Annotated in this window: 17 protein-coding genes; 10 read left to right on the forward strand and 7 right to left on the reverse strand. The window is 59.9% G+C overall.

All coding sequences use genetic code 11. The features are described 5' to 3' along the window. The first annotated feature begins 6 nt into the window (after positions 1-6). The 6 genes from O3W47_RS08600 to O3W47_RS08625 all read left to right on the forward strand — a co-directional run bounded on the left by O3W47_RS08600 (position 7) and on the right by O3W47_RS08625 (position 8,285). Positions 7-882: a serine hydrolase gene (locus O3W47_RS08600; RefSeq protein ID WP_269313468.1), complete on the forward strand. Its 876-nt coding sequence runs from the start codon at positions 7-9 to the stop codon at positions 880-882. Next, the gene (locus tag O3W47_RS08605; RefSeq protein ID WP_162936834.1) at positions 879-2,423 is read left to right on the forward strand and encodes an ABC transporter substrate-binding protein; all 1,545 of its coding nucleotides are present in this window, start codon (positions 879-881) and stop codon (positions 2,421-2,423) included. Before O3W47_RS08600 ends, O3W47_RS08605 begins: the two co-directional genes overlap by 4 nt. Positions 2,424-2,550: 127 nt before the next feature. Beyond that, positions 2,551-3,993: a M20 family metallopeptidase gene (locus tag O3W47_RS08610; RefSeq protein ID WP_269313469.1), complete on the forward strand. Its 1,443-nt coding sequence runs from the start codon at positions 2,551-2,553 to the stop codon at positions 3,991-3,993. 517 nt (positions 3,994-4,510) lie between these two features. Next, the gene (locus O3W47_RS08615; RefSeq protein WP_003524584.1) at positions 4,511-5,440 is read left to right on the forward strand and encodes a sugar ABC transporter substrate-binding protein; all 930 of its coding nucleotides are present in this window, start codon (positions 4,511-4,513) and stop codon (positions 5,438-5,440) included. Between the two features lie 239 nt (positions 5,441-5,679). Beyond that, a complete protein-coding gene (locus tag O3W47_RS08620) occupies positions 5,680-7,221 on the forward strand; it encodes a sugar ABC transporter ATP-binding protein (RefSeq protein ID WP_059753249.1) in 1,542 nt (513 codons plus the stop codon). Between the two features lie 32 nt (positions 7,222-7,253). Continuing rightward, a complete protein-coding gene (locus O3W47_RS08625; RefSeq protein ID WP_003524582.1) occupies positions 7,254-8,285 on the forward strand; it encodes an ABC transporter permease in 1,032 nt (343 codons plus the stop codon). 81 nt (positions 8,286-8,366) lie between these two features. Here the strand turns inward: O3W47_RS08625 and O3W47_RS08630 are convergent, their stop codons facing one another. Next, positions 8,367-9,122: a gamma-glutamyl-gamma-aminobutyrate hydrolase family protein gene (locus O3W47_RS08630; RefSeq protein ID WP_269313470.1), complete on the reverse strand. Its 756-nt coding sequence runs from the start codon at positions 9,120-9,122 to the stop codon at positions 8,367-8,369. A gap of 304 nt (positions 9,123-9,426) precedes the next feature. On the opposite strand from O3W47_RS08630, the gene O3W47_RS08635 reads away from it, so the two are divergent. Further along, entirely contained in the window at positions 9,427-10,524 is a 1,098-nt protein-coding gene (locus O3W47_RS08635; RefSeq protein ID WP_003510333.1) for a TRAP transporter substrate-binding protein, read from the forward strand. A gap of 384 nt (positions 10,525-10,908) precedes the next feature. On the opposite strand, the gene O3W47_RS08640 is transcribed toward O3W47_RS08635, so the two are convergent. Continuing rightward, the gene (locus tag O3W47_RS08640; protein WP_127755786.1) at positions 10,909-12,378 is read right to left on the reverse strand and encodes a TRAP transporter large permease; all 1,470 of its coding nucleotides are present in this window, start codon (positions 12,376-12,378) and stop codon (positions 10,909-10,911) included. Positions 12,379-12,410: 32 nt separating this feature from the next. After that, the gene (locus O3W47_RS08645; protein WP_080819169.1) at positions 12,411-12,950 is read right to left on the reverse strand and encodes a TRAP transporter small permease subunit; all 540 of its coding nucleotides are present in this window, start codon (positions 12,948-12,950) and stop codon (positions 12,411-12,413) included. 417 nt (positions 12,951-13,367) lie between these two features. On the opposite strand from O3W47_RS08645, the gene O3W47_RS08650 reads away from it, so the two are divergent. Further along, positions 13,368-13,592, forward strand: coding sequence for an aa3-type cytochrome c oxidase subunit IV (locus tag O3W47_RS08650; protein ID WP_003524572.1), 225 nt, complete (start codon positions 13,368-13,370; stop codon positions 13,590-13,592). Between the two features lie 69 nt (positions 13,593-13,661). Next, the gene (locus tag O3W47_RS08655) at positions 13,662-14,195 is read left to right on the forward strand and encodes a hypothetical protein (protein ID WP_269313471.1); all 534 of its coding nucleotides are present in this window, start codon (positions 13,662-13,664) and stop codon (positions 14,193-14,195) included. 16 nt (positions 14,196-14,211) lie between these two features. Here the strand turns inward: O3W47_RS08655 and O3W47_RS08660 are convergent, their stop codons facing one another. After that, positions 14,212-15,465 carry an NAD(P)/FAD-dependent oxidoreductase gene (locus O3W47_RS08660; RefSeq protein ID WP_269313472.1) on the reverse strand — a complete coding sequence of 418 codons (1,254 nt, stop codon included), beginning with the start codon at positions 15,463-15,465 and terminating at the stop codon, positions 14,212-14,214. Between the two features lie 318 nt (positions 15,466-15,783). Between O3W47_RS08660 and O3W47_RS08665 the strand changes: the two genes are divergently transcribed. After that, positions 15,784-17,520: a methyl-accepting chemotaxis protein gene (locus O3W47_RS08665; RefSeq protein WP_269313473.1), complete on the forward strand. Its 1,737-nt coding sequence runs from the start codon at positions 15,784-15,786 to the stop codon at positions 17,518-17,520. Positions 17,521-17,603: 83 nt separating this feature from the next. On the opposite strand, the gene O3W47_RS08670 is transcribed toward O3W47_RS08665, so the two are convergent. The 3 genes from O3W47_RS08670 to O3W47_RS08680 are packed head-to-tail and all read right to left on the reverse strand — an operon-like array spanning position 17,604 to position 21,090. Beyond that, positions 17,604-18,920, reverse strand: coding sequence for an LLM class flavin-dependent oxidoreductase (locus O3W47_RS08670; protein WP_175422132.1), 1,317 nt, complete (start codon positions 18,918-18,920; stop codon positions 17,604-17,606). A gap of 18 nt (positions 18,921-18,938) precedes the next feature. Next, on the reverse strand, positions 18,939-20,285 hold the full coding sequence (locus O3W47_RS08675; RefSeq protein ID WP_269313474.1) for an MmgE/PrpD family protein: 1,347 nt from the start codon (positions 20,283-20,285) through the stop codon (positions 18,939-18,941). A gap of 4 nt (positions 20,286-20,289) precedes the next feature. After that, positions 20,290-21,090 carry an amino acid ABC transporter ATP-binding protein gene (locus O3W47_RS08680; RefSeq protein WP_269313475.1) on the reverse strand — a complete coding sequence of 267 codons (801 nt, stop codon included), beginning with the start codon at positions 21,088-21,090 and terminating at the stop codon, positions 20,290-20,292. Positions 21,091-21,097: the final 7 nt, after the last annotated feature.

Consider the following 21,097-nt stretch of genomic DNA (forward strand, 5'->3'; position numbering starts at 1 on the left):
ATGACAATGACTGTGGCTGCCCAATTAAATGCGATCTGTGATGCACAGCCTTTCGTGACACGCTTCATGGTGCGCAATCTCCTGACCGGTGAAGAGATCGGCCGGGGAGAAAACGAGGAGACGCCATCGGGCAGCACCCGCAAGACGTCGATCATGATGGCCGTTCTCAAGGCCGCCAGCGAAGGGCGGATCGATCTCGACCAGCCCGTTACCTATGAAAAACGGCTGGCGGAAGAGGTCGCGAGCGGCATGTTCCGTTATATGACGCCGGGTATCGTCATTTCGCTACGCGATGCCGTCGCCGGCATGATGGTGCTAAGCGACAATGTCTGCACCAAGATGGTGCTGGAACGGCTGACGCTGGAAGAGGTCGACGGCTATTGCAAGTCGCTCGGCATGGCCAATACCCACCACCGTTTCCTCATCCCGCCGCTGGCGCTGGCGGCCGACCATCCGTTGAAGACAGTTACGACCACCTCGGCGGCGGATCAGGTGCTTCTGCTGCAGACCATTCTCGATGCGCAATCTTCGCCGGAGGCGCAGGCAAAGCTCGGTTGCAGCCCGCAATTGTGCGAGTGGGCCATGCAGACGCTGAAGAACCAGATTCTGCGGTATGGAATTCGCTCCCGCCTGCCTTTCGAGGCCGTGGTGGGCAGCAAGAGTGGCCGCGGCAAGCGTGGGCGCATGGATGCCGGCATCGTCTACAGAAACGGCGCACCGTCCTTCATCATCACCACCTATACCGATGAGGTGCCGCAAACCATGCCTGATGGCACGCCGGGCTATACCATCGCGCTTGAGACGATCGGCCGGCTGGCACAGGCCTGCTGGGAGGGTTTTAATCAATTACAATCAACGACAACAAAGAGGGTAGAACAGTGAAAAAACTTCTTCTCGCAGGCGTTGCCCTGCTGGTAACTGCCAATATCGCGGCGGCCCGCGACATCACCATCGCGCAGAGCTCGGATCTGCGCAGCAACAATCCCGGCGTGAACCGCGACGGCAATACGGACGGGGTTATCCTGCACATCGTCGAAGGCCTCGTCGGTTATAACAATGCCGGCGAGGTGAAGCCGCTTCTCGCCGAAAGCGTCGAGGTTGCGGCTGACGGCCTGACCTATACGTTCAAGCTGCGCAAGGACGTGAAATTCCACAATGGCAAGCCGCTCACCGCAGAGGATGTTGCCTGGAACTGGACACGTTATCTGAAGCCGGAAACAAAATGGACCTGCCTCAACGATTTCGCGGAAGGCGGGGCAGCGCACGTCACCGGCGTCAAGGCCACGGATGCATCCACGGTCGAGATCACGCTTGAAAAACCCTCCGCCGTTTTCCTCGGCCTGATGTCTCGGCCGGAATGCGGTTATACCGGCATGATCTCGCCGGAATCGGTTGCTGCCGACGGCAGTTTCGTCAAGCCGATCGGCACCGGTCCGTTCCAGTGGGACGAATGGAAGAAAGGCGAATATATCCGCCTCGCCAAATTTGCCGATTATGTTTCGCCGGCAAATGACGGTAAGCCTGACGGCATGGTCGGCTCCAAGCGGCCGCTTGCCGATGGCATCAAATTCATGGTCATTCCGGATGCTTCGACGGTGAAGGCGGGCCTTGAATCCGGTGTGCTCGACACGGCCGAGATTTCCCCCGATCTCATTCCGGAATTCAAGACCAATGACAAGATGCAGCTCATCGTTGCCCGCAACAACGGCAAGAACCTGTTCTACATCCAGACCCGCGACAAGGTTCTGAGCAATCCCGGTGTGCGCCGCGCCATGGCGATGGCGCTCGATCTCGATGAACTGGTTGCTGCCGCATCGAACGGCACGGGTGAAGCCAACGGCTCGATGGTCTCGCAGGACTCGGTCTATTTCGACGAGACCCAGAAAAAGCGTCCGGCCTATGACATCGAGGCCGCGAAAAAAGAACTCGAGGCCGCCGGTTACAAGGGCGAGCCGATCTCCATCATCGCCAACAAGCGTGGTAACGTGCCGAGCTTCCCGGCCGCCGTCATGGCGCAGGCCATGATGCAGCAGGCGGGTCTCAACGTGCAGATCGAGGTGCTGGATTATGCCACTCAGGTCGATCGCCGTCGCTCCGGCAATTATCAGGTGATCTCGCAGTCGGTCGCCCCGCGTCTCGATCCGGCGCTGATGTATGCCTTCTATGTCGGCAACAAGGACAAGAACGCCTCCCTGATGTGGGATGATCCGAAGGCGATCGAGCTGATGAAGGCGGCCTATGTCGAGGCCGATCAGACTAAGCGCCAGAAGATTTTCGACGAGTTCCATGAGCTGATGCTGAAGGAAATGCCGGGCATCTTCCTCTACGACATGGTCGATGTCTGGGGTGCCACGAAGAAGCTCAAGGGCCAGCCGGTTTGGCAGTCGAACGCCCGCCTCTGGGAAGTCTCGGTCGACAACTGATCCACTGTTGCCCGCGCCGGAGGCGGACCCCGGCGCGGGCTTTCCATCATAGGGTGCAAGGATTTGGCGGTGCATCCGCCGAAGCGCTTGCGCGTGCCCGTAAAGGGCGGAAATGCGAGGACAAGCCATGAACCGTGATGCCGTGATGTCGATTGCCGCCGAAGTCGAGGCCATGAAGCCCGACTTCACCACCCTAAGCGACAGCATCTGGGATTTTGCCGAGCTTAAATTTGAAGAACGGCAATCCGCTGGCGTTCTGGCCGCCGCGCTTGAGGAAAACGGCTTTGCGGTTCGCCGCGGCGTGGCAGGCATGGAAACGGCGTTCATCGGCGAATTCGGCAACGGCAAGCCGGTCATTGCCTTCCTCGGCGAATTCGATGCGCTGGCCGGCATGAGCCAGGTGGCCGATGTGGCGCGGGTGCAGCCGCGCGAGGCGAACGCCACCGGCCATGGCTGCGGCCATAACCTGCTCGGCGTCGGCTCGCTGATGGGGGCCATCGCGCTCGCCCGGCATCTGAAAGCCAATAATCTGCCCGGCACCGTGCGTTATTACGGTTGCCCCGGTGAAGAGGGCGGTTCGGGCAAAACCTTCATGGTTCGCGCTGGCCTGTTTGATGATGTCGACGCGGCGCTGACCTGGCATCCGGCCCCGTTCAACGGCGTGCGTTCCACCAATAATCTTGCCGTGCTGGAATATTTCTACCGTTTCAAGGGTGTTGCGGCCCATGCTTCCAACGCCGCCCATCTCGGCCGTTCGGCGCTTGATGCCGTCGAACTCATGAATGTCGGCGTCAATTTCCTGCGCGAACACATGCCGCAGGATTGCCGGGTGCATTATGCGATCACCGATACCGGCGGCAAGGCGGCGAATGTGGTGCAGGCGAAGGCCGAAGTGCTTTACCTGATCCGCGCCCCGGAAATGCGCCAGGCGCTCGATCTTGCTGCACGGGTGGACAAGGTGGCGCGCGGCGCGGCGATGATGACCGAGACCGAGGTGGAGATCGTCTTCGATACCGCCTCCACCAATCTCCTGCCCAACATCACGCTGGAAACGGCGATGCATGAAAACATGGTGGCGCTTGGCCCCATCGCCTTCGACGAGGCGGATATCGCCTTCGCCAAACGTATTCAGGACACGTTTACCGACGAGGCGATCAAAAGCAGCATCCGGCTCTACCAGATCAAGGGCGATGTCTTTTCCAACCGGAAGATCGACGGGTCGACACCCCTGCATCTCGGCCTGCGCGATTTCGAGGGCCAGTCGCATTTTCGGGCGGGTTCCACCGATGTCGGCGACGTCAGCTGGGTGACGCCAACCGCACAGTGCTGGACGCCAGCCTGGGCGATCGGAACCAATCCGCATACCTGGCAGGTGGTGGCGCAGGGCAAAAGCCCCGCCGCGCACAAGGCCATGGCGCATGCCGCCAAAGCACTTGCATCGACCGGCGTTGCGCTGATGACCTCGCCGGAACTGCTCGCCAGTGCTAAAAGAGAATGGCAGGAAAAGACCGAGGGCAGCAAATATGTCTGCCCGATTCCCGCCGATGTCATGCCCGGTTCTCATCGATAGAACGTGGCGCACCAACACGCCCATTCTGCTGAACCCGTTCCCTTATTGCGTATTTTCGCCGGTGGAATGGTTCCTCACATGGGCGCGGTAAGCGAAAAGATGTGGCCCGCCGAGGGCCTTGCCAATGGCAGGGTCTGCGGGTCCGGCATTGGAAACGGACCTTCCGCCATATTCTTCGTGATCCTCGGTTTCGCCCCGAGGATCCATGATTTCAACGGCTTATCGATCCTCGCCGGATGGGTGGGGGCAACGTTGAAAAAGCTTCGGCGCGGTTCCCGGCAATCCGCCCCGGAACTCCTTCCTCCTGAAATCCTCCCTAATCACCGCCTTGTGTGCGGCTTCACCGTCCTGCCGCGAAGAAAGCATTGACGTTCGGACCAAAAATGGAATAAATATATCGAACAGACAGAAAATCGGTTTCATTATTCCGTTTTCTGGCTGTGAGGAGGTAGCGGCGGGCTTTCGGGTTCGCCTCCGGCTGGGAGAGGTGGCGCCGGACACCGAGGAGGAGAAAACAATGAAGAAATTTATCATCGGCGCAGCCATGTCTGTGCTTCTGGGCACGGCGGCGCATGCGGAGACTGTAGGCGTCTCGATGGCGCTGTTCGACGACAACTTCCTGACCGTGCTGCGCAACGGCATGCAGGATTATTCCAAGGAACTGAAGGGCGTGACCCTGCAGGTCGAGGACGCCCAGAACGACGTCGCCAAGCAGCAGAGCCAGATCCAGAATTTCATCGCGTCCAAGGTCGATGCGATCATCGTCAACCCGGTTGATACGGATGCGACGGCGGCCATGTCGAAGCTCGCCGCCGACGCCAAGATTCCGCTGGTTTATGTCAACCGCCAGCCGGTGAACGTCGATAGCCTGCCGGACGGCCAGGCATTCGTCGCCTCCGACGAGACGGTGGCCGGCACGCTTGAGGCGAAAGAAGTTTGCCGCCTTCTCGGTGGCAAGGGCAATGCGGTCATCATGATGGGTGAGCTTTCCAACCAGGCGGCGCGCATGCGCACGCAGTCTGCCAAGGACGTTCTGAAGACCGACGAATGCAAGGGCATTTCGGTTGTGGAAGAGCAGACCGCGAACTGGCAGCGCACGCAGGGTTCCGACCTCGTGACCAACTGGCTTTCCAGCGGTATCGAATTCAATGCCGTCATCGCCAACAACGATGAAATGGCGATTGGCGCGATCCAGGCCCTGAAGGCCGCAGGCAAGGACATGAAAAGCTATGTCGTCGCCGGCGTTGACGCCACGCAGGACGCCCTTGCCGCGATGCAGGCGGGCGATCTGGATGTGACGGTGTTCCAGGATGCGGCAGGGCAGGGCAAGGGCGCTCTCGATGCTGCGCTGAAGCTCGTCAAGGGCGACAAGGTGGAGAAGAAGGTCTACATTCCTTTCCAGCTCGTCACGCCTGAAAACGTCAAGGACTACGTGGCCAAGAATTAACGGCCGCCTTCCGGCATCTGCGCCCGTTCAGATCGATATTGGAGGCAGATGCCGGTTTCCGACGGCGCCGAAGACAAGCTTCGGCGCACGGGCGGATTACGATTGAATTTCAGTGAATTCAAAGTGTTGCAGCGCCTTTCATGTCGTGATCGACATGGCGCTGCAAGCCTCCCCGGAGGCAAGGTGCGCCGTCTGGCAAAGCCTGTTTCCGGTCATTTTTGTCTATTGTGGAGGATGAGATGGTCGTCAGTCCATCGACAATGGCCGCCGTGCGCGCCAGCGGAGCCGTGCCGAATGCGGAGTATCTTCTCGCGGCGGAAGGCATACGCAAGGAATTTCCCGGCGTCGTGGCGCTCGATGATGTGCAGTTCAAGCTGAAGCGCGGCACCGTGCATGCGCTGATGGGCGAGAATGGCGCCGGAAAATCGACGCTGATGAAGATCCTGGCTGGCATCTACCAGCCGGACAGTGGCGAAATTCGCTTGAAAGGCGCCGACATACGTCTCGATTCCCCGCTCGATGCGCTGGAAAACGGCATTGCCATGATCCATCAGGAACTGAACCTGATGGCCTATATGACGGTGGCGGAGAACATCTGGATACGCCGCGAGCCGAAGAACCGGCTGGGCCTCATCGACCATGGCGAAATGTATCGCCGCACCGAAACGCTGCTGGAAAGGCTCGGCATCGATCTCGACCCGGAAACCCGCGTCGGCGAGCTTTCGGTGGCAAGTCGCCAGATGGTCGAGATCGCCAAGGCGGTTTCCTATGATTCCGACGTTCTCATCATGGACGAGCCCACATCTGCGCTGACGGAGCGCGAGGTCGAGCATCTCTTCCGCATCATCCGCGATCTTCGGGAACGCGGTATCGGCATCGTCTACATCACCCACAAGATGAACGAGCTGTTCGAGATCGCCGATGAATTTTCGGTTTTCCGCGACGGCAAATATATCGGCACCCACGCCTCGACCGATGTAACGCGTGACGACATCATCCGCATGATGGTGGGTCGTGAAATCACCCAGATGTTCCCGAAGGAAGAGGTTCCGATCGGCGATGTGGTGCTTTCGGTCAAGAATCTCACGCTCGATGGCGTTTTCCATGACATTTCCTTCGAGGTGCGCGCCGGTGAAATTCTCGGCGTTGCGGGCCTCGTCGGATCGGGCCGCTCCAATGTGGCGGAGACGGTGTTCGGTGTAACGCCCGCATCCTCGGGCACGATTGCAATCGACGGCAAGCCGGTATCGATCGACAGTCCGACGAAGGCCATCAGTCACCGCATGGCGTTCCTGACGGAGGATCGCAAGGATACGGGATGCCTGCTGATCCTGAATATTCTGGAGAACATGCAGATCGCCGTCCTGCAGGACAAATATGTCGCCAATGGCTTCGTGCAGGAAAATGCGCTGTCGGATGCCTGCGAGGAGATGTGCCGCAAGCTCCGGGTCAAGACGCCGCATCTTTACGAGCGCATCGAAAACCTGTCGGGCGGCAACCAGCAAAAGGTGCTGATCGGCCGCTGGATGCTGACGAAGCCGCGCATTCTCATTCTGGATGAGCCGACACGCGGCATCGATGTCGGGGCCAAGGCGGAAATTCACAAGCTGGTTTGCGAGATGGCGCGCCAGGGCGTCGCCGTCATCATGATTTCCTCCGAAATGCCGGAGGTTCTGGGTATGAGCGACCGTGTCATGGTCATGCATGAAGGTCGGGTGACAGGCTTCCTTGATAGAAGTGAAGCCACGCAGGTTAAAGTGATGGATCTCGCATCGCGGTGAGGCGCGCCGGGATTTCTCGAGGAGGAATGACTATGAATACGAACGCCGCCGCCAACACAGAGTTGGACGCAAAATCCGGACGCAAGCCGCACCGGCGCATCCCGCCGGAGGCCAATATCTTTTTCGTGCTGATCGGCATCGCGCTGGTTTATGAAATTCTTGGCTGGATTTTCATCGGCCAGAGCTTCCTGATGAACCAGCAGCGCCTGACGATCATGATCCTGCAGGTTTCCGTCATCGGCATCATCGCTGTCGGCGTGACGCAGGTCATCATCACCGGCGGTATCGATCTCTCTTCCGGTTCCGTCGTCGGCCTGACGGCGATGCTGTCCGCCAGCGTGGCGCAATCGTCCACATGGCCGCGGGCGCTTTATCCGGGGTTGACCGATCTGCCCTTCTTCATCCCGCTGGCCGTCGGCATATTGGCTGGCGCCCTTGCGGGCTTCATCAACGGGCAACTCATCGCCCGCACCAAAATTCCGCCCTTCATCGCAACGCTTGGCATGATGGTGACAGCGCGTGGTCTTTCCAAGTGGTATACGAAGGGTCAGCCGATCTCCGGCCTGACGGACGGTTTCAACTTCATCGGCACGGGCATCTGGCCGGTCGTGGTGTTCCTCGTCGTCGCCGTCATCTTCCACGTGGCGCTGCGTTATACCCGCTACGGCAAGTTCACCTACGCCATCGGCGCCAACCAGCAGGCGGCACGCGTGTCCGGTATCAATATCGAGGCGCATCTGATCAAGGTCTATGCCATCGCTGGCCTGCTCGCCGGTCTCGCCGGTGTTGTCACCGCCGCCCGCGCCCAGACGGCGCAGGCCGGAATGGGCGTGATGTATGAACTCGACGCCATTGCCGCAGCCGTCATCGGCGGCACGTCGCTTGCCGGCGGTGCCGGCCGCATCACTGGAACGGTGATCGGCACCATCATCCTCGGCGTGATGACGTCGGGCTTCACCTTCCTCCGGGTGGACGCCTATTACCAGGAAATCGTCAAGGGCCTGATCATCGTGGCCGCGGTCGTTGCCGACGTCTACCGACAGAAGAAACGCGCAAAGCGCTAAATCCTCCTCCCAGACTTGGGGCAGGCCTTCAGGCTTGCCCCTTTTTTGTGTTCCTGTGAGCCGAGGGGGATCAGCTAAGGTTCATGCCTTGCTGTTCCGATAGTCGTGGACAGCCTTGCCGAAGGCCTCGAACAAAGCGCGCGACGGCGCGTCCGTCTCAGCCCAATATTCCGGATGCCATTGCACGCCGACGGCAAATCCCTTGGCGTCGATGACAGAAACGGCCTCGATAGTGCCGTCCGCCGCCGTCGCCTCCACCTGCAGGCGTGGCGCGGTTTCGGCGATTGCCTGCCGGTGCAGCGAATTGATCTGGATTTCGCCCGACATGCCGAGATGCTGCGCGATGCAGGAGCCTTCGCGCACATGCACCGGCTGGCGAATGGCGAAGGACACGTCGCGGTCGTCATGTTCCGGCTTGCGATGGTCCCATATGCCGGGCTGCTCCTGAATTTCGGACGCAAGCGTGCCGCCCAGCGCGACGTTCAGCTCCTGAATGCCGCGGCAGATGGCCAGCATCGGGATGCCGCGTTCGATGGCGCGGCGGATGAGCGGCAGGCTGGTGGCGTCGCGGGCCTGATCGAACGGGCCGTCACTTTCCTGCGCCTCTTTTCCGTAAAGGGCAGGATGGACATTGGTGGCGGAGCCGGACACGAGCAGACCGTCCACCCGGTCGAGAATGGCGTCTACCTCGTTCCCGTCCTCGAAGGCCGGAACAATGAAGGACATGACACCAGCCACTTTCAGCGCGGCGGAAACATATTGGTTTTGCGCCGCGTGCCAGTCGGCACCGGTGAAATGCCGGATGTCGGCAGGGACGGCGATAATGGGTTTTGGCATGGTGGCTCCGGGACGAATCTTCGAAATTTGTGCGACTGCCGGCTGGCCAAGTCAAGCACGCGTTTTGCGTTCTGACGATCGTTTATGCACCTAAAGTATAAGGCGATGCCGGTATATTTCAGTTGAAAATAAAATACGAAGCAGAGTTTCCAAAAATTCCCGAAAAGGCCGGTTTTTCCGCGATTAATTCTTGGTGCGGGTGCTTGTCAGCCGGGCCGTAACCGTGCTTACTTTGCTCCGATGCCTGAACAGCAACGAGGGGAATTCAAAGCTGCGGGCAGCGTTCATATCTGGGAGGATATAGATGGATCGCCGTTCCTTTATGAAAAAAGGTGCGCTTGCGGGAGCTGCCACGGCAGCGCTGGCCGCGCCCGCCATTGCACAGCAGAATACCAAGATCAACTGGCGCCTGACGTCGTCGTTTCCGAAATCGCTCGACACGATCTATGGTGGCGCGGAAGATATTGCCAAGCATGTCGCCGCCGCAACCGACGGCAATTTCACCATCCAGCCCTTTGCCGCCGGTGAAATCGTGCCCGGCCTGCAGGCAGCCGATGCCGTATCGTCCGGCACGGTGGAAATGTGCCACACCTGCTCCTATTATTACGTCGGCAAGGATCCGACCTTCGCCATCGGCACGGCAATACCTTTCGGCCTCAATGCCCGCCTGACCAATTCATGGTTCTATGAAGGCAACGGCAACAAGCTGCTCAACGAGTTTTACGCCAAGCACAATCTCTACGGCATGATTTCGGGTAATACCGGCGCGCAGATGGGCGGCTGGTTCCGCAAGGAAATCAACACCGTTGACGATTTCAAGGGCGTGAAGATGCGCATCGCTGGTCTTGCCGGCAAGGTGGTGGAAAAGCTCGGCGTGGTGCCGCAGCAGATCGCCGGCGGCGATATCTATCCGGCGCTGGAAAAAGGCACCATCGACGCGGCGGAATGGGTCGGCCCTTATGACGACCACAAGCTCGGTTTCCAGAAGGTGGCGAAATATTACTATTATCCCGCTTTCTGGGAAGGTGGCCCGGTCATCCATTCCTTCGTTAATCTGGACAAGTGGAACAGCCTGCCGAAAAACTACCAGACGGCGCTGCAGGACGCCTGCGCCTTCGCCAACACCAGCATGATGGCGAAATACGACGCGAAAAACCCGATCGCCATCAAGCAGCTCGTCTCTGAAGGTGCGGTGCTCAGGCCGTTCAGCCAGGAAATCCTCGAGGCCTGCTACAAGGCCGCGCTGGAAGTCTATGCCAATATTTCGGCCTCCAATCCGGACTTCAAGAAGATTTACGAAGATCAGGTCGCCTTCAAGCGCGAAGGTTATCTGTGGATGCAGCTTGCGGAATACACGTTCGATACTTTCATGATGATCCAGCAGCGTAACGGCAAGCTCTGATTATTCGGTGACGGCGGACCGAGCAAAGGCCCTGGGGATTTCGGTCTCCGGGGTTTTTGTTGTGGGCGCATGCCTTCACGCATCCGACAACAAAGGATGATTTACGATCAATTCCGTTGTGGGCAAAAGCAGTAGGCTCCGGGACCAGCCGGAGTGTCGGCGAGGATTGGCCACGCCGACCTCGGCAAAGGCCTTGCTCTCAACTGTGGAGGTGATGCGATGTGGAAAACGCTGAGCATTGCATTCGTCATTAGAAAAAACCGGACAGGCTGGTCAGTGACTGTCCGGTTCCATTTCTAAAGAGAATAAACGGAAGGCAGGGGCGCAACCCTGTCTTCCACTCCGCGATCATAAGCTTTTCGCCCAGTCCTTACAAGACGCCGATCAAGGCCCGATCTTCGGTGGCTCGCCAAGATTCGGCATGCCCGGCAATCCACCCGGCTGGCTGAAATTGGGCATGGTGTTGCCGCTCTGATTGCCGAAGGCGGGCACTTCGATCTTGATGGAATTCAGATCGACCTCGGGCGCCTTGTCCAGCCAGTAGGTGACGGATTCCGGCCAGAAGATCACGATGGCGACGAGGATGAGCTGCATGCCGAGCCAGGGAATCGCGCCCATGTAGATGTCCGATGTCTTGACCGTGCGCGGCGCGATGGAGCGCAGGTAGAACAGCGCAAATCCGAAGGGTGGGTGCATGAAGCTCGTCTGCATGTTGATGCAGATCAGCACGCCGAACCAGATCAGGTCGATGCCGAGCGACTGGGCGATCGGCGCGAGCATCGGGATGACGATGAAGGCAATCTCGAAGAAATCGAGGAAGAAGGCGAGGAAGAAGATGAAGATGTTGACGAAGATCAGGAAGCCGATGGGGCCGCCCGGAATGCCCGACAGCATATGCTCGATCCAGAGCGAACCATCCATGCCCTGAAAGACGAGGGAGAAGCAGGTGGCGCCGACCAGAATGAACACCACCATGGAGGTGATATGCATGGTGGAATGCATGCCCTGCTTGATGAGATCCCAGGTGAGGCGGCGGTGCGCGGCGGCCAGCGCCATGGCGCCCACGACCCCGAGCGCACCGGCTTCGGTGGGCGTTGCGAGGCCGAGGAAGATGGTGCCGAGCACGAGGAAGATCAGCACGATGGAGGGGATCATGCCTGCCAGCACGCGGAACACCAGCGCCCGGTTGAGTTCTCCCCGCGCTTCCGGCGGCAGCGCCGGCAGGTCCTTCGGCCGCACGACCGACATGAACAGGATGAAGAGCATGAAGATGGCGACCTGCAGGATCGAGGGGCCGATGGCGCCCAGATACATGTCGCCCACGGATTTGCCGAGCTGGTCGGCAAGCACGATCAACACCAGCGAAGGCGGGATAACCTGCGTGATCGTTCCCGATGCGGCGATGACGCCGGTGGCAAGTCTCGGGTTGTAGCCATATTTCAGCATGATCGGCAGCGAGATGACACCCATGGTGATGACCGAGGCGGCAACCGTGCCGGTAATCGCGCCAAGGATCGCGCCGACGATGATGACGGCGTAAGCGAGGCCGCCGGGAATGGCGCCGAACAGTTTGCCCGTCCCTTCAAGCAGATCCTCCGCAAGCCCGCATCGCTCGAGGATCGCGCCCATGAAGGTGAAGAAGGGGATGGCCAGCAGAAGGTCGTTCGAGACGATGCCGAAGATGCGCAGCGGCAGGGCCTGAAGAAAGGCCGGTGAAAAATGCTCCGTGAAGATGCCGATGACACCGAAAACAAGACCGACGGTGGCGAGCGAGAAAGCAACCGGAAATCCGTAAAGCATGAAGATGATCATGCCGAGGAACATCAGTGGCGGAAGAATACCATATTCGAACATGGGAAATATCCTGAAGGTTCAGATCGGTGCGATCATTGCAGCGGTTTTTCGTACTTCGTATCGAGCGCATAAAGCCCGTTAAGGGCGCCTATGCGCTTGATGAGTTCGGAAAAACCCTGAAGAACCAGAAGGGCGAAACCGGAAAAGATAATGAATTTCACCGGCCAGCGGATGAGGCCGCCTGCATTGGAGGACATTTCGCTCTGATGCCAGGATAGCGTGAACATGGGCCAGGAAAGCCAGGCGAGGTAAAAGCAGCCGGGAAGCAGGAACAGCACGATGCCGATAATGTCCACCCAGATGCGGCTGCGTGCTGAGATCGAGCCGTAGATGATGTCGACGCGCACATGTTCGTTCATGCGCAGCGTGTAGGATGCGCCGATCAGCACGATGAAAGCGAACATGTACCACTGGATTTCCAGCCAGCCGTTCGAACTATAATTGAAGGCATAACGGACCATGGCATTGCCGGCGCTGACGAGGCAGCAGATGAGCACGAGATAACCGGCAACCTTGCCCAGAGCCTCGCTTGCAAGGTCTATCAGCGCACTTAGTTTTAAAAGCGATTTCATAACTTTCCCCTCTTCCCTTTTCGGGCCCTTTGCGGGTTTATGGCGGAGAGCAAAGCCCGGCGCCCCTGCTGCGGCCACGCCTCCACGTGCTTCCGCTGCCACAGGTTCCAGAGTTCCTCCCCACAGAATCCCGTGTATGGTCAGGCGGTTCGAAAAGCAACCAAAACCACCATGAAACGGCTTGACGGACCGCCCTTTTCAACCGTTTGCGAAAGAATGTTGCCCTATGACATGTTTTGCCCGGTTGAGCGGCCGCGATGCATGCCGTTGCCGCTCTTTCGCGGAGAACGCATTGCGCTTTTCGGCGACTTCATGTTACCTCTGGCTACGGAGAATCCGGCATGGGCCCGCGATCGTTCGCAGGCAGATTTTCCCGCACGGGACGGGCATGACGGATGGAGCACAAGGGGAAGCGGAATGAGCGAACACCACACGGGTCCTGTCGAAGTCGGCGCCGAGATGAACTATGCCGAGCACGAAAAGACCTATAACGGTTTTCTGGCCTTGACGAAGTACGGCACCATGATGCTGTGCGTGCTGATGCTGGCCATGGTCGCGGGTTTCTTCACCACCGCCGGCTTCCTTGGCGGTCTGGTCGTCTTCGTCGTGCTGTCGGCTGCGGGGTTCTTTTTGCTGCGCTGAACAATCCCGTTCATGAGCGGTTCCTGTTGCGGGGACCGGGCGATGCCGGATAACCGGAAGGGCCAAGCCATGAAGCGTCTGTTATATTGTCTGTTTCTGCTGGTGGCGATAGCGCATCCCGCTTTGCCACGCGATCTCTCACCTGCCGAGCAGGATAGCCTTCGCACGCAGATAGAGCGATTTCAGACGGCTTTGAGCACAAAGGATTTCGATGTCGTCGGCAGGACGGTGCCGCCGAAAGTCTTTGAATTCATCGCAGGCGAAGCGGTTATTACCGTGGAGCAATTGCGTGGCGCTTTGACCGCGCAGATGCAGATGGCGCTCGCGGCGGTCAAAATAACCGAGTTCACCATGGATACGCAGGCGATCAGCCTTGCGCAAACCGTTGATGGAACGCCCTATGCGCTCATTCCGACCAGGACGGTGATGGAAACCGGCGGCCAGACGATCGAGGCGAAATCCCACACGCTGGCGCTGATGGACGGTGCGGACTGGTATTTGCTGCGGGTAAGCGACCAGCAGCAGGTCACGATCCTGCGCAAGGTCTATCCGTCCTTCGCCGAGGTGGTGTTTCCCGACGATTCTATGCAGCCGGTGAAATAGCGCCGTCTTCCCGAACTCAGGAAAAACGTCCCGGCCGGAAAGGATCGACCGAGATTTCCGTGTCCTCACCGCTGGCCAGTTGCGTCACCAGACGGGCGGTTGCTGCCGATTGTGTCAGCCCCAGATGGCCATGGCCGAAGGCATAGATGACGGACGGCGTGGCGCGTGCCGTGCCGATGACGGGAAGACAGTCCGGCATGGACGGGCGGAACCCCATCCATTGTTTCCCGCCTTCCAGTTTGAGGCCGGGCAGGAAGCGTCCTGCTTTCTTCAGCATGGCTTCCGCACGGCGGAAATTCGGCTTCAATTCCAGCCCGCCGAGTTCGACCGCGCCGCCAATGCGGATGCCCGTCGATAGCGGGGTGACCACGAAGCCATGGTCGTTGAAATAAAGCTGGCGCGTCAGGTTGAAAGCCTCGGCGGAAAGCGTGGTGTTGTAACCACGTTCGGTTTCCAGCGGTACGAGGTTGCCAAGCGTCGCGGCAAGTTTTCTCGACCAGGCGCCGCAGGCGATTACCACTTTGTCGGCATCGATCTTGTCGCCATTTTCCAGCGTCACGATCGTACTTTCGCCGACGGCGTCGATGCGTTCGGCCTCGCCCTTGCGCAGGCTGGCGCCGCGGGCGATTACCAGATCGAAAATGGCGCGAGTGAAATCGTAAGGGTCGGAGACCTGCAGGCCATCCGGCGAAAACATGGCATGGCGGAACTGGGGCGCAAGACCCGGCTGCAGTTCCTCGATTTCGGGACGGCCGACGCGCTGAAAGGTGAAGCCGGCGCTTTCCTTTTCGTCCCAGTCCCTGCGGGCAGCATTGAGACTTGCCTCGCTGTCATAAAGATCGAGCGTGCCGGTTTTCGAAACGAGATGCGAAAGTTCCGGCATCGCCGCGACATGGGCCATTTCCACGGCGGCGAGCCGGTTGATGTCGGTGAGTGACTTCAGCCCATGGCGAAAGTTGCGCTCGGCGCTCGCGCGCCAGAAACGCCACAGCCAGGGTGCGATCTTTGCCGCATAGGCGGGCGGCACACTGAGCGGGCCGAGCGGATCGAACAGCCAGCGCGGCGCTTTTTTCATGATGCCGGGAGCCGGAATGGGGATGATTTCAGGGAAGGCCAGAATGCCGGCATTGCCGGAACTCGCGCCCCGGGCAACCTCGCCGCGCTCCAGCAGCACCACCTCGCGTCCGGCATTCTGCAGATAAAGCGCCGCCATGGAACCGATAATGCCGGTGCCGATCACCAGCACATCGCATTTCAGGGTTTTGGTCATCGGCGCTCCTGCAACACAAATCTTTCAACCCCGCATAACAATGAATGCCGCCCCGATGAAAGGCCGTATCGTGTTGCCGGCGCAGAAATATCAGCACTGTGGCAAATAAGCGGTCCGAAATAGACAAGGCGAATATATTCGCGATGAAGCATACCCGCAGTCGATTGAGGCTCCGGATCAATAGTTATAGTTCATTATTAATCGCTATTTAACGGTGTCCGGCTAGTTTCGCGTGCAGGCGGGCCGACCGTTTTTCATCTCTATATTTCGAGGATGGAGCAGGTCTGCATATGGATTACTGTTTGGGGGTTCAAAAAGATGTCTCACTTTTCCAAATTCGGTCTGGACGCTTCCGCAGTGCTTGATGCGCTGAGCCGCTCACAGGCCATCATCGAGTTCGATCTGACCGGCAAGATTTTGAAAGCGAACGATAATTTCTGCAAGGCCGTCGGCTATCAGCAATCCGAAATCGTTGGGCGTACCCACAGCATGTTCCTGTCTCCCGAAGATGCGGCCTCGCCCGAATACAAGAGCTTCTGGGCGAAGCTGTCGCGTGGCGAATACGATCAGGGCCAGTATCGACGTCGGGCCAAGAATGGCGACGAAATCTGGATCGAAGCTTCCTACAATCCGGTGTTCCGTTTCGGTAAACCCTACAAGGTGGTCAAGATTGCAACCGACATCACCTCGATCAAGCGCAAGAGCGCCGAGGATGACGGGAAACTGGCGGCGCTCTCCCGCGCACAGGCCATGATCGAATTTACGCCCGACGGGAAAATCCTCAGCGCCAACGAAAATTTCCTCGCGACGCTCGGTTACACGGCGGAAGACATCATCGGCAAACATCATTCGATGTTCTGCGAACCGGCCTATGCCCAGTCTGAGGACTATCGGGATTTCTGGAAGGAACTCGGAAAAGGCCACTTCTCGACGGGGCAGTTCATGCGCCTTGGCAAGGATGGCAAACGCGTCTTCATTCAGGCCTCCTATAATCCGATCATCGATGATCGGGGCCGCGTCTTCAAGGTGGTGAAATTCGCTTTCGATGTGACGGACCGGATGCATGCGGTCGAGGAACTTGGTGCTGCGCTCGAGCGGCTTTCTCAATGCAACATCCGTATTACGCTGGACAAACCCTTCGTCGGCGAGTTCGAGCGGCTGCGTTGCGATTTCAATAAATCCATCGCTGAATTCCAGAAGACGCTGGAAAACGTTCTCGGCCAGACCGGAGACCTGACCCGCAGCAGCCAGGAAGTCAGCGAAGCCTCCGTCAATCTCGCCGAACGTTCGCGTGAGCAGGCGGTGGCGCTTGAGGAAACTTCGGCAGCACTCGAAGAAATCACCGCGACGGTCCGTTCGTCGACCGACAACATGAAAGAGACGCGCAAGCTCGTTCAGAGCGCGCGGACATCCACCGTGGCTTCCACCGAGGTCGTGGAGCGGACAGTCGATGCCATGCAGCGTATCGAGACCGCCTCGCGGGAAATCAGCCAGATCATCGGTGTGATCGACGAAATCGCCTTCCAGACGAACCTGCTGGCGCTGAATGCCGGCGTGGAAGCCGCGCGCGGGGGCGAAGCGGGCAAGGGTTTTGCCGTCGTGGCGCAGGAAGTGCGGGAGCTGGCGCAGCGTTCCGCCAATGCCGCGAAGGAAATCAAGGCGCTGATCAACAATTCCGGCACCGAGGTTCTGGAAGGCGTCAGGCTGGTGGGCGAAACCGGCGAAGCGCTGAAGCAGATCGACGCGCTGGTCAGGCACATTGACGGCAATGTCGACATGATCGCCAAGGCGGCGGACGAGCAGGCCGTCGGCATCAGCGAGATCAACAAGGCGGTCAACCGGCTCGACCGGATGACGCAGGAGAATGCGGCGATGAGCGCCCGCACCACGGTCATCAGCACGACGCTGGCGCAGGGCGCGGATGCGCTGGCGCAGCTTGTCAGCCTGTTCAAGCTGAACCGCCGTACGGTCCAGCGGGAAGACGGATCGTCCACCCGCCCGGATACTCCGAATACGGCCCGGCGCGACCAGACTTCGGCGCGGGCGGCCGCGTAAAGGAGCGGGCTCAGGCCCGCTTCAGCTTGAGAATGAGATTCTGTGGATGCGGATGCCTTTGAACGGGCATCCGCATGGCTTTTTCACCGCAGCGCCGGCCTTGCGATACCGAGATGGTCGCGCAGCGTCGAGCCCTCGTAGTCCTTGCGGAACAGGCCGCGCTCCTGCAGGAGCGGAACGACCTCGCGGTTGAATTCCTCCAGCCCGCCGGGGAAGAAGGGCGGCATGACGTTGAAACCGTCGGCCGCGCCGTTTTCGAACCATTCCTGCATCCGGTCCGCCACATCCCTGGCCGTGCCCATGACGATATGGTGGCCGCGCCCGGCGGCGACGCGCAGCGCCAGCTCCCGGATTGTCAGCTTTTCGCGGCGCGCCAGTTCGGTCAAAAGTTCGGCGCGGCTGCGCAGCTGGTCGGAAATCGGCAGGTCCGGCAGCGGGCCGTCGAGATCGTAATCAGCGAGGCTATGGCCGATGCGTTCTTCAAGCAGCGGCATTGCGCTCTTGATATCGGTCCAGCGGTTCAGTTCCTTCAGTTTTTCGCCGGCCTCTTCGAAGCTCCTGCCGATGATCGGCATGAAACCGGGCATCACGGCGACACTGGCCGGATCGCGGCCGAATTTTTCCACGCGTGCCTTGAGGCTGGTATAGAAGGCCTGCGCTTCGGAAATCGCCTGCTGGGCGGTGAAGACGATATCGGCGGTGCGGGCGGCGAGATCCTGCCCCGGCCCGGAAGAGCCGGCCTGGATGAGAACCGGGTGGCCCTGCGGCGAGCGCGGAATATTGAGCGGGCCCTTGACCGTGAAATATTTGCCTTCGTGGTTGAGGATATGGACCTTTGCAGGGTCGACATAGCGGCCCGCCTGCTTGTCCTTGACGAAGGCGTCGTCATCCCAGCTGTCCCAGAGGCCGCGAACGACATTCACATATTCTTCCGCCACCGCATAACGTTCGTCATGCTCGGGATGATCCTTGGAAAAATTCGCCGCCGTGCGGGCATAGGATGTGGTGACGATGTTCCACGCCGCGCGGCCGTGGCTCAGATGATCGATCGACGCGAAGGCGCGGGCGGTGTGGTAGGGCTCGCCATAGGTGGTGGAGGCGGTGGCGGCCAGCCCGATCTTGTCGGTGACCATGGCAAGGGCTGCCAGCAGGGTCAACGGCTCGAAACGGGCGATCATCGAGGGGTGGGCGTCGACGCCGCTCGTCAGGCCATCGGCGAGGAATACCATGTCGAATTTCGCCGCTTCGGCCATTTTCGTAACACGGGTGAGCAGATCGAAATTTTCGCTGCCGGCCTCCGCATCGGGGTGACGCCAGCCGGAAACGTGGTGCCCGGCGCCCTGCAGGAAGAGGCCAAGATGCATCTGTCTTTTGCGTGTCGTGGTGGTCATGGGGATCATGCCTTCATGTCGGTCGAGTTATATTTGCGATACCAGAAGCGTTTCGAGCTTCCTGAGGTCGGCTGCGGTTTTCATGGACCGCACCAGTGCCGGAATGCCGGCGAACTTCTCATTGCCGCCGGTCGCGTCGGCAAATTTTTCGGTCGGGTCATCGATGCCAGGAAGGCCGTCGACACGGCGCGACAGCATCGTACCGTCCTTCTTCGTCACATCGATGACCACGAACCGGGTGGTCGGATCGGGCGAGAGGCGGCGGGCGGTCTCGTCATGCCGGCGCGAGACTTTGGCGGATAGGGCAAGCAGGTCGGCGCGCGTCTGGCGCTCATCGAAATGGCCGATGCCGAGCGCCCCATCCACAAGCGCTGCGGCAAAGACGTATTCGGCGCTGAAGCGCGCATCGATGCCGGTCGTGGGCGTGGCCGGTCCAACGAGGGCGGCATCGCCGCCGGGCGGGAAGGTGATGGTGACCGCCTCGACCTCATCCGGTGTCAGACCACTGCTGTTGCGCAGCGCCAGCGCGCCGACGGCAACGGGATGGCTGGCGGTGCAGCAGGGAAAGGCCTTGAGGGTGAGGCCGGGCGAGACGATCTGCCAGGGTGCGCCCCAGCCGGAGAGAACGCGTTTCGGCTGCTCGGCGCCGAAGGCGAAGGCGGAATAAAAACCGATGGGGTTTTCCAGAAAATCCGGCGCGCCCTGGAAACCTGATCGCGCCAGCCGCGCGGCGGTAAGGCCGGCGCGCGTGGCGAGCCCGGCATGCAGCGGCTTGGCGTCATAGCCGAATTGCAGGCGAAGCCCTGCCGATTGCGTGGCGGCGAGGCCGAGCGCAACGGCCGTAGTCTGCGGATCGAATTTCAGGAGATGGGCAATCGCTGCTGCAGCGCCGATGGGGCCGAGCGTGGCGGTGGCGTGGAAGCCGTTTTCGTAATGCCTGGTGCCGAGCGAGAGGCCGAGACGCGCCATGGTCTCAAGCCCAACGATATAGGCGGCGATAAAGGCATCCGCCGTGGAGCCCTCTTCGACCGCGATAGCCAGCAAAGCGGGAACGATGGCGACGGTCGGGTGGCCGCGCACGCTGCCGTGGACATCGTCATAATCAAGCACATGCCCGGCGTGACCGTTGATGAGGGCGGCGGTGAAGGCATCCGTGCGCAGATCATGGCCGATAATGCCCGCCGTGCCTGAAGTGCCGGGTGTAAAGCTGTCGATCAGGATTTTTGTGCTTCTGTCGGCAGCGCCGCCCAGCACGCAGGCGAAAAAATCGATCAGCGCCGTGCGGGCGATGGCCACAGCCTCCTCGTCGCGCAGGGGATCGGAGGCGGCAATCGCTTCGGCAAGATGCAGGGTGAGCTTTTCGTCGGCGGTCATGGCATCATATCCCTTCGCCGTCATTGACCCGCGCGCCCTGTCCGCCGAGACCCTTGACGAAGGCGTTGATGCGCGGATTGGTCGACTTGTAGAAGATGTGCTCCGGCGTGCCCTGATCGACGATCAGGCCATTTTCGGTGAAGACGATATTGTCGCTGATTTCTTCGGCAAAACGCATTTCATGCGTGACGAGAATGCTGGTCATGCCATCATTGACGAGATCGCGGATGACGGCGAGCACTTCGCCCACGGTTTCCGGGTCGAGCGCGGATGTGACCTCATCGAACAACACCAGTTCGGGTCGCATGGCAAGCGCGCGGGCAATCGCCACACGCTGCTGCTGGCCGCCGGAAAGCTGGCCGGGATAGGCATCGACCTTTTGGGAAAGACGGACCTTTTCCAGCAGTTCGCGGGCATGGCGCTCGGCTTCGGCCTTCGGCGTACCGAGAATCTTGATCGGCGCGATGGTGATGTTTTCCATCACCGTCAGATGCGGAAAGAGATTGAACTGCTGGAAGACAATGCCGATGCGCTTGCGCAGCGCGATGCGCTCGGCCTCGGTCTTCAGCTGGTCGACACGGGTGCCGCCGACGGTGATCTTGCCCGATTGCGGAATGAGCAGGCCGTTGATGCAGCGCAGGATGGTGGACTTGCCGGAGCCGGAAGGGCCGATGATGGAGACGGCGTCGCCCTTGTTCACCGTAAGGTCGATGCCCTTCAGGACCTGATTGTCACCGAAGGACAGGTGTATGCCTTCCAGTTCAACCAGAGCTTTTGCGGCGATTTGTGGTGCGGGTGCGGACATGGCTTGT

The sequence above is a fragment of the Agrobacterium sp. LMR679 genome, from assembly GCF_027157905.1.
In the GTDB taxonomy this organism is placed as follows: Bacteria; Pseudomonadota; Alphaproteobacteria; order Rhizobiales; family Rhizobiaceae; genus Agrobacterium; species Agrobacterium leguminum.